Genomic DNA, 9,132 nt, shown 5'->3' with positions numbered 1-9,132 from the left:
TATTTTCAGGGGCGGCTTCCGCACCTGAAAATCCTAAGGATCCTTAAGGAAATTATTTCCTTAAGCCGCCGGAGGCAAATAAAAAGCCCCGGTTCCTCATGGAACCGGGGCTGCAAACCGAGTATTGCTGCACGCTTTAGGCGGCGGCTTCTTCGGAGTCCTGCTCTAGGCTCGGGCCGAATCCCATGAGGATGGGGCTGGCAACGAACACGGAGGAGTAGGTACCGATGCCCACGCCGATGAGCAGGGCAAAGGCGACGTCGTGAATGACGCCGCCGCCCAGCACGAACAGGCAGAAGACGACCAGCAGCGTGGTGCCGGAGGTCAGCAGGGTTCGAGACAGGGTCTGGTTGACGGAGGCATTGATGGTTTCGCCGAGGTTCTCGCCGACCTTATTGCGAAGATTTTCGCGGATACGGTCGAAGACGACGATCGTGTCATTGAGCGAGTAACCGATGATGGTCAGGAGCGCGGCCACAATGGTGAGGTCGAATTCCTTATCCATCATTGAGAAGACGCCCACGGTGATGATGACGTCATGAATGAGCGCCACAACTGCGCCGAGGGCGTAGTTCAATTTCAGATACCAGCACAGGCCCACGGTGATGAGCATCGCGGCGAGGATGAGCATACTCATGGGCAGATTGACGAGGCCGAGCAGATAAATACCGCCCGACAGCGCCGCGGCCATGATGCCTGCTGTCATCCAGCGCGCCTCGAAGCGGCCGGAGATATAGATAGCGATAAGCAGCACGGCGTAGAACATGGCTTCGAGGGCCTTTTCACGCAGGTCCGCGCCAACTTTCGGGCCAACCATTTCCTGACGCTGAACGGTGTATCCGGCGTCCATGTGGTTGGTGAGGGCGCTTTCCACGGCGGTACGCACCTGATCGGAGGTCACGTCCATGGCGGAGATGCGGATGAGGTACTCGTTATCCTGCTCCATGCCGAAGCTTTGCACGGTCATGTCTTTCATGTCCGTGGTGGCGAGGGCGTCCTTGAGATTGCCGATCTCGATGCCTTCGTCGAACTTCACCTGCACGGTGATACCACCGGCGAAGTCGATGCCGTAGCGGGGTCCGCCGTGCATCAGCAGGGAGCCGATGCCAAGCAGGATCAGAAGGGTGGAGATAACGAAGGCAATCTTACGGAAGCCAACGAAATCGATATGTGTATCGGGCTTGATGAGTTGCAGTCCCATCTGTGTACTCCCCTAGATGCTCAGTCTGGCACCGGTTTTGGCCTTGGCGGCCCACATATCAAAGAGAATGCGGGTCACGAAGATGGCCGTGAACATGGAGGCCAGGATACCCAGGGTCAGCGTGACAGCGAAGCCGCGAATAGGTCCGGTACCGAACTGGTACAGGATGATGGCGGCCAGCACGGTGGTCACGTTGGCGTCAAGGATGGTCAGGGTCGCCTTGGCGTAGCCCTCTTCAATGGCGGCACGCGCGGTGAGTCCTCTGCGGAGTTCTTCGCGGATGCGCTCAAAGATGATGACGTTAGCGTCCACGGCCATACCGATTGTCAGAATGATGCCCGCAATACCGGGCAGCGTCAGCGTCGCGCCAAAGCCGGCAAGACCGGCCATAATGAGCACGATGTTCATGACCAGCGCGGTGTCGGCAACAAGGCCGCCGAAGCCGTAGTACACGGCCATAAAGAGCAGAACCACGGCGAAACCGGCCAGTGCGGCGGTAACGCCCTTGTCGATGGACTCCTGTCCGAGGGACGGGCCAACGGTGCGCTCTTCCATGACGTGAACGGAAGCAGGCAGCGAACCGGAACGCAGCACCAGAGCAAGGTCAGCGGCCTCGCTATCGCTGAAGGAACCGGTAATGGAGGCGCGGCCGCCGGGAATCTTGTCCTTGATGGACGGGGCGGAGTACACCTCGCCGTCCAGCACGATGGCCAGACGCTTGCCGATGTTTTCACCGGTCACACGCGAGAAGATGCGTGCGCCACGGGAGTTGAAGTTCATGCTGATCATGGGCTGTCCGAAGTTGTCGTAGCTGACGTGTGCATCGGTGATGTACTCGCCGGACAGCACGGTATCCTTATGCAGAACGATGGGCTCGGTGGAGTAGGTCCCGTCCATACGATAATGCTTCAGGGTGGACAGTTCGCGTCCCGGAGCCAGAATGCCCTGCTTTGCTTTGGTCAGGTCTGCGGCGTCGTCCACGATCTTGAATTCAAGACGGGCGGTACGGCCGATGACGCTGATGGCGCGCTGCGGGTCGTCGAGGCCGGGCAGCTGAACCTGAATACGGCCGCCCTGCTGACGGCGGATGTCCGGCTCTGCCACACCGAACTGGTCGATACGGGTACGGATGGTCTTGAGCACCTGATCGACAGTGAGCTTGGAGACTTCGCGCTTGTATTCGGGGGTCATCACCAGGGTGTAGCGGACCTTCCCGTCGCTAATGTTCTCGCGGGCTTTGACCTTCAGCATGTTGAAGTGCTTATTCAGAAGGCCATCAAGCTTGGCACGCTGGTCGCTTTTGAGCAGCGTAAAGTTCAGCTTGTCCTTGCCTCGCACACTGGGCTTGAGGACGGCGATGCCCTCGTCACGTGCCGTGGTGCGAATATCCTGCCCCATCTGATTGAGGTTGTACTCGATAGCCTCAGGGATATCGACACCCAGGGTCAGGTGCACGCCGCCCTTCAGGTCGAGGCCCAGGCTGATCTCGTCGTCGGGCAGAGCGCTCCTCAGGGGCGATTCTTTCGCGATAAACGAGGGCAGCACGTAGACGAGTCCGAGCACGCCCACAAGCAGGGCGAGAATGATGCGGTAACGCAGGCTCCCTTTCATTGTTTCTCCTCGGGGTCCAGACACAAACACGGCGCAGGCCCAAATGGCCGCGCCAACTACCTCTGTAAGCTATTGATAACTACGTTGTATCAATAGCAAAGGCAAGCGCGCATATTGGTCCGAAACATTCCGGCCATCTGCATCGCTTGCCCTGAAAAGCGAGGCGCGGAAGAACTCCGCGCCATTGCTACTTCTTCTTGTTGCTGGAGGGGAAGGCCTTGGGAGCCTTGTCCAGAACACTGGAAATGAAGGCCCGGCTCATCACGACTTCATTGTTGCCGAGGTCGACGACGAGTTCATCTTCGCGAATCTCAACGATGCGGCCGTAGATGCCGCCACCAGTGAGCACCCAGTCGCCCTTTTTGATGGCACCCAGCATCTCTTTGTGCTGCTTGGCCTTCTTCTGTTGGGGACGAATGAGGAGGAAGTAGAAGATGACGAACATCAGGATAAGGGGCACCATCCCAGCAATGGGGTTGGCAGCGCCCTCAGCGCCCTGAGCACCGGCACCCATGGCATGGGCGATGTCAGCGAAAAGCATTTGGCCTCCTAGTGAAGTGTTGGGAATCATCGTTTGCCGCCGGGACGCCCCGCGGCAAACGCAACGTACATGTATCACGCGGCCTGCAAAAATGACAGGCCGCAACGCCTTCAAATAAAGCCTCAGCACCCTTTCGTCAACCGTTACCGGTCGTTGGAAGCCCGCTTGCCGTGCCTTTTTTGCCCGTTTTGCGGGCCACAGGAAAAAACGGGGATTTTTCTGCCCAAAACGTCGCCTGCGCGACATGCAAAACACCCCCGCAAGCCCCGGACAGCACTGACTTTGCTGGACTTGAAAGTAACTATTGGCTATTACTATTTGTCCCGCAATTACAGATGCACGTCGGATGCGATATCCGGCCAAAGGGGCATGGTTTCCGGCCACACGGCGCGCCCGCGCCCCCTCCCGCCCCTTTTTCCTCAGAACGCAAAGGAGTCAGCAGACAATGTGCCGCTTGTTCGCCCTTACAAGCACCGACCCCGTATCCCCCATGGAGGCGGTCCAGGCTCTGGACGTCATGCGCGAGGGACACGACGGCTCCGGTGTGGGGCTGTATCTGACCGGTCTGGACGGTGCTTTCGGCAAAATGCCGGATACGCCCATCCTCTCCGCCATCGTCACGGAACAAGGCGAAGAACGCCTTATGGAATTCATGCGGCACCGGGGCTATACGCCCGGGCACAGACTCTCCATGTCGCACTCGGCCACCCTCCCGGCTGGCACGCCCGCGCGGCACGCCTACCTTGTCCAGGCCTTTGAGCCGCCCGCAGGCTGGGACGACCTTTCCAAAGAAGCGCGCGAGGAAGAGCTCCTCGCCACCCGCGTCGCCCTCAAAATCGCCGGGCTGGAGCATGACGACATCACGGTCTTTTCCTTTTGGCCGGACGTCGTCATGGTTAAGGAAATTGGCGACCCGCTGAGCGTTGGCGAATACCTCGGGCTGGACCATCACGACTTCTACGCCCGTACCATCCTTGCGCAGGGCCGCCAGAACACCAACTACGCCATCAACCTCTATGCGTGCCACCCCTTCTTCATTCAGGGCATCTGCACCATGACCAATGGCGAGAATACGGCGTTCGTCCCCATCCGCGAGTATTTGGAATCGCAAAACATTACGGGATACACGGGCTACCATTCGGACTCCGAAGTCTTCGCCCATATCCTCCATTATACGATGAAGCGCCTCGGGCTGCCCCTGCAGGCCTATAAGCACATCATCACCCCGCTGTCCGACGCCCAGTTGGACGCGCACGCCGACGGCGAGTTCCTCGCCCGGCTCAAGATGGTCTGCCGCAAGATGATCATCGACGGCCCCAACTGCGTTATCGGCGTCACCCCGGACCGCAGCATGTTCATGGTTCAGGACAAGAAGAAGCTGCGCCCCGGCGTCGTTGGTGGCCGCCCCGGCCTGTACGCCTTCTCGTCCGAAGTCTGCGGGCTGGACGCCGTTATCCCGGACCGCGACAAGAGCGCGGACTTCCAGCCCATGCACCTTGATACCGCCATTGTTTCGCCCCAGTGCGAGGAGATTGAGATATGCCGTCAGACGCAGCCATTACCCCATCTTCGCTAAGCCGCAAGGATCTGCCGTGGCAGATTGACTGGAACAAGAGCAAGTGCACGCTCTGCGGCCAGTGTACGTCGGTCTGTCCGGTGCGGGCCATTGAGCTTGGCGTCTTCCGCAAGCGGAAAGTGCGCACGCCCCTCGGGCTGACCAAAAAACCCGAAAACGACTTTTCCATCTATTATGGCATCCGGCAGAAAACCGCTCCGGCCACGGCCTGCATAGGCTGCGGCATGTGCGCGCAGGTCTGCCCCAACGACGCCATTATGCCCTACCACAGTGACGAGCCGGACAAACTGCGTATGCACCAAAGCGGTGGCGGCGGCGCACGTACCCGTGGCGGCAGACGCAACGACTCCGGCAGTCTGCTGGACGCCATCAAGTTCGTGCGCATCTCCATGCTGACGGACCCGGCGCTGGATGCGGGCCGTCACGAGTTTGACCTCAGCACGCTGATTGGGCGCGTCCAGTCCCCGGAGGACGGCCTGAAGGCGCAGCTTGAGGGCGGCTGGACCCCGCCCGTGCGCAAAATCTACCCCCTTGTCATCGGCGGCATGAGCTTTGGCGCGCTGTCGCCCAACATGTGGGAAGGCCTGCAAATGGGCGTTGCCTACCTCAACGAGGAACTGGGCATGCCCGTGCGCATGTGCACCGGCGAGGGCGGCTGTCCGCCGCGCCTGTTGCGCTCGCGCTTTCTGAAGTACGTCATTTTGCAGATTGCCAGCGGCTACTTTGGCTGGGACGAAATCATTCAGGCCATTCCGGAAATGAAGGTCGATCCCTGCGCGGTGGAGATTAAATACGGTCAGGGCGCAAAGCCCGGCGACGGCGGCCTGCTTATGTGGCACAAGGTCAACAGCCTTATCGCCGCCATCCGCGGCGTGCCGCCGGGTGTGAGCCTGCCCTCGCCGCCCACGCACCAGACCAAGTATTCCATCGAGGAAGCCGTGGCCAAGATGATTCAGTCCATGAGCATGGCGTGGGGCTTCCGCGTGCCGGTCTATCCCAAGATTTCGGCCTCCTCCACTTCCCTTGCCGTTCTGAACAACTTAACGCGCAATCCCTACGCCGCAGGCCTCGCCATCGACGGCGAAGACGGTGGCACCGGCGCGGCGTACAACGTGTCCATGACCCACATGGGGCACCCCATCGCCTCCAACGTGCGCGACAGCTACCTGAACCTTGTGAAGCTGGGCAAACAGAACGAACTGCCCATCATCGCAGGTGGCGGCATCGGCAAAAACGGCAACCTTGCCGCCAACGCCGCCGCGCTCATCATGATGGGCGCATCCGCCGTGCAGGTGGGCAAATACATCATGCAGGCCGCCGCAGGCTGCGTTGGCTCCGAGGCCGACCGCTGCAACGTCTGCAACATCGGCGTCTGCCCCAAGGGCATCACCAGTCAGGACCCGCGCATCTACCGCCGCCTCGACCCCGAAAAGGTGGCCGAACGCGTGGTGGACGTGTTTTTGTCCTTTGACCTTGAAATGCGCAAGATACTGGCCCCCCTTGGGCGCTCCACCACCCTGCCCATCGGCATGTCCGACGCGCTGGGCATTGGCGACAAGGACGCAGCGGAGCGGCTGGGCATCAAGTACGTCGTGTAGGCGCGGCCCGCATATCCCCGGCTGGCACCGCCAGACGCAGGGATGGCATCACGTTCAGGAGCTTTATCGGAGAATCATTGTATGGCCGAATCACACAACATCCGCGTAAGCGGACTTGAAGACGGCAAGCGCATCGAGTCGCGCATTCTGGAGGAACGCCTCCAATCCGCCGTACGCTCGGGCGCGGAACATATTGAGGTAGACGCCTTTGGCCAGCACGGCATTGGCGGCAGACTGTGGCAGAAAACCGCCCCCAAGCTGCACCTCTCCGTCTATGGATCACCGGGGCAGCGCCTTGGGTCCATGGGCTTTCCCGGCACCACTATTGAGGTCTTTGGCCCCGCGTCCGACGATACGGGCTGGCTGAACACCGGCGCGGACATCATCATCCACGGCAACGCCACCAACGGCACGGCCAACGCCATGGCGCAGGGCCGCATCTGGGTGGATGGCGGCCTTGGCGCGCGCGGCATGACCATGACCAAACACAATCCGCGCCACACCCCGCCGGAACTGTGGGTGCTGGGCGGCGTTGGCGATTCGTTTGCGGAGTTCATGGCCGGGGGCATCGCCGTCATCTGCGGCATAGACCCGGCAGACCCGGAAAATGTACTGGGCTACCGCCCCTGCGTTGGCATGGTTGGCGGCTCCATTTACTTCCGCGGCCCGCACAAGGGCTTCAGCCAGACCGACGCCAAGCTCATCGAAGTGGACGACGAGCGCTGGGCTTGGCTCAGCGACAACCTGATGGTCTTTCTGGAGCGCATCGGACGCCCGGAACTCTTTGAAATCCTTGGCGACCGCAGCCAGTGGCAGTGCCTCGTCGCCCTTTCCCCGCACGAGAAGATGGGCAAAAAGCGCCGGAGCATGGCGGATTTCCGCGCCAATGCGTGGGACGCCGAGCTTGGGCGTGGCGGCCTTATCGGCGACCTGACCGACCTCGACCGCAGCCCCATCCCCCTCGTTCCCACCGGCGAGATGCGCCGCTTTGTACCGGTGTGGGAAAACAGGCGCTACGAAGCGCCGTGTCAGGCCAACTGTCCAACGGGCATCCCCGTCCGCAAGCGCTGGAAGCTCATCCGCGCGGGCAAAGTGCAGGAAGCCATGGACCTGTGTATGGGCTACACACCCCTGCCCGCCACAGTCTGCGGGCACCTGTGTCCCAACCTGTGCATGGAGGGCTGCACGCGCACCACGCAAAAGCTTATCCCCGTGGACGTCAAGGCCATGGGCAAAGCCAGCCTCAAGGCGCGTGACCCGGAGCTTCCCGAACCATCCGGGCACAAGGTTGCCGTGGTTGGCGGCGGACCTGCGGGCCTCTCCGTGGCGTGGCAGTTGCGCCTGCTCGGTCATGAGCCAGTCGTCTTTGACCGCGACAGCGAACTGGGCGGCAAAATCGCCGCAGCCATCCCGGACAGCCGCATTCCCGCCGATGTCCTCGGCGCGGAGCTGGAGCGTGTCCGGCGGCTTGTGATGCACGTGCAGTTGGATGAAGAACTCGGCGCCGAGGCCTTTACGCGCCTCAAGGACGACTTCGACTTTGTCGTGCTGGCAGCGGGCGCGCAAACGCCCCGCGTTCTGCCGGTTCCGGGCAAGGAGCGCCTTGTCACTGCGCTGGACTTCCTGCGCGGGGCCAAGCACGGCGGGCAGCAGTGCGGCGAGCGTCTTGTCATTATCGGCGCGGGCAACGTGGGCTGTGACGTGGCCGCAGTCGGCGCCACCCTTGGCGCGCGCGACATCACCCTCATCGACGTGCAGGAGCCTGCCTCCTTTGGCAAGGAACGCGAAGAGGCGGAAAAGGTTGGCGCTACGTTCCGCTGGCCCTGCTTCACCAAAGAAATCACCGCCGAAGGCGTGATGCTTTCCACGGGCGAAGTGCTCCCGGCGGATACGGTGGTTATCTCCATTGGCGACGCGCCGGACCTTGGCTTTTTGCCGGACTCCATCGCCACGGAGCGCGGATTTGTCACGGTAAACGACGTGATGCAGACCACGGACCCCAAGGTCTTTGCCATTGGCGACATTGTACGCCCCGGCCTCATCACGCAGGCCATAGGCGACGGCCGCCGCGCGGCGGTGGTCATGAACGCCATCCTCTCCGGCAAGCGCCCGCTGGGCGACGCCGAGACCATGAACGACGACATCCGCGCCCGCCTCGGCTCCGTTGACGACGAGGGCCGTCTGTCCGAAATGATTGACTACTCCCGCATCACGCTGGAGTACTTTGACCCGCGCGTGTCGCACTTTCAGGACCTAGACGACTGCGCGGCGCAGTGCTCGTCCTGCGGCGAATGCCGCGACTGCGGCCTGTGCGAAACCCTGTGCCCGCAGGGCGCCATCACCCGCCAAAGCCTTCCGGACGGCGACTGTGCGATGATTGCCGACCCGGCCAAGTGCATTGGGTGCGGCTTCTGCGCCGACGCCTGCCCCTGCGGCATCTGGGCGCTGATAAAGAACACCCCGCTCGGCTAAAACGCCCCCTCCACACCCATCAGGGCCGCCGTGGCATATGCCATGGCGGCCCTGTTTTTTCGCGGCTTTTCACGCCCGCGTGGAACGTGTATCCTAGCGGCATGTCCATACAAAATATCATTCTCCCACTCGC

At 61.5% G+C, this 9,132-nt stretch carries 6 protein-coding genes; 3 read left to right on the top strand and 3 right to left on the bottom strand.

The features are described from left to right. Window positions 1–136: 136 nt before the first annotated feature. From secF to yajC, 3 genes are all read right to left on the bottom strand, one after another. Window positions 137–1,201: a protein translocase subunit SecF gene (gene secF / locus ACY69P_RS10430; RefSeq protein WP_462327419.1), complete on the bottom strand. Its 1,065-nt coding sequence runs from the start codon at window positions 1,199–1,201 to the stop codon at window positions 137–139. 12 nt (window positions 1,202–1,213) lie between these two features. Then, on the bottom strand, window positions 1,214–2,812 hold the full coding sequence (secD, locus tag ACY69P_RS10425) for a protein translocase subunit SecD (RefSeq protein ID WP_462327418.1): 1,599 nt from the start codon (window positions 2,810–2,812) through the stop codon (window positions 1,214–1,216). A 187-nt stretch (window positions 2,813–2,999) separates the two neighbouring features. Then, on the bottom strand, window positions 3,000–3,353 hold the full coding sequence (yajC, locus tag ACY69P_RS10420; RefSeq protein WP_459899691.1) for a preprotein translocase subunit YajC: 354 nt from the start codon (window positions 3,351–3,353) through the stop codon (window positions 3,000–3,002). Between the two features lie 445 nt (window positions 3,354–3,798). Here yajC and ACY69P_RS10415 point away from each other — a divergent pair, with 445 nt between their 5' ends. The 3 genes from ACY69P_RS10415 to ACY69P_RS10405 all read left to right on the top strand — a co-directional run bounded on the left by ACY69P_RS10415 (window position 3,799) and on the right by ACY69P_RS10405 (window position 8,999). Then, window positions 3,799–4,929 carry a class II glutamine amidotransferase domain-containing protein gene (locus ACY69P_RS10415; RefSeq protein WP_459899689.1) on the top strand — a complete coding sequence of 377 codons (1,131 nt, stop codon included), beginning with the start codon at window positions 3,799–3,801 and terminating at the stop codon, window positions 4,927–4,929. After that, a complete protein-coding gene (locus ACY69P_RS10410; RefSeq protein ID WP_462327417.1) occupies window positions 4,893–6,527 on the top strand; it encodes a glutamate synthase-related protein in 1,635 nt (544 codons plus the stop codon). Before ACY69P_RS10415 ends, ACY69P_RS10410 begins: the two co-directional genes overlap by 37 nt. Window positions 6,528–6,608: 81 nt before the next feature. After that, window positions 6,609–8,999 (top strand): FAD-dependent oxidoreductase, encoded by a 2,391-nt coding sequence (locus tag ACY69P_RS10405; protein ID WP_462327416.1) that lies wholly within the window; start codon window positions 6,609–6,611, stop codon window positions 8,997–8,999. Window positions 9,000–9,132: the final 133 nt, after the last annotated feature.

The organism is Desulfobaculum sp. (assembly GCF_054921475.1).
Note: the sequence above shows the minus strand (reverse complement) of the source record. Positions and strands in the feature narration are given on the sequence as shown.

What these genes read in the sequence shown, in the direction of transcription:
- secF (WP_462327419.1), bottom strand. Translation starts at nt 1,201, where the DNA reads ATGGGACTGCAACTCATCAAGCCCGATACACATATCGATTTCGTTGGC.
- yajC (WP_459899691.1), bottom strand. Translation starts at nt 3,353, where the DNA reads ATGCTTTTCGCTGACATCGCCCATGCCATGGGTGCCGGTGCTCAGGGC.
- ACY69P_RS10410 (WP_462327417.1), top strand. Translation starts at nt 4,893, where the DNA reads ATGCCGTCAGACGCAGCCATTACCCCATCTTCGCTAAGCCGCAAGGAT.
- secD (WP_462327418.1), bottom strand. Translation starts at nt 2,812, where the DNA reads ATGAAAGGGAGCCTGCGTTACCGCATCATTCTCGCCCTGCTTGTGGGC.
- ACY69P_RS10415 (WP_459899689.1), top strand. Translation starts at nt 3,799, where the DNA reads ATGTGCCGCTTGTTCGCCCTTACAAGCACCGACCCCGTATCCCCCATG.
- ACY69P_RS10405 (WP_462327416.1), top strand. Translation starts at nt 6,609, where the DNA reads ATGGCCGAATCACACAACATCCGCGTAAGCGGACTTGAAGACGGCAAG.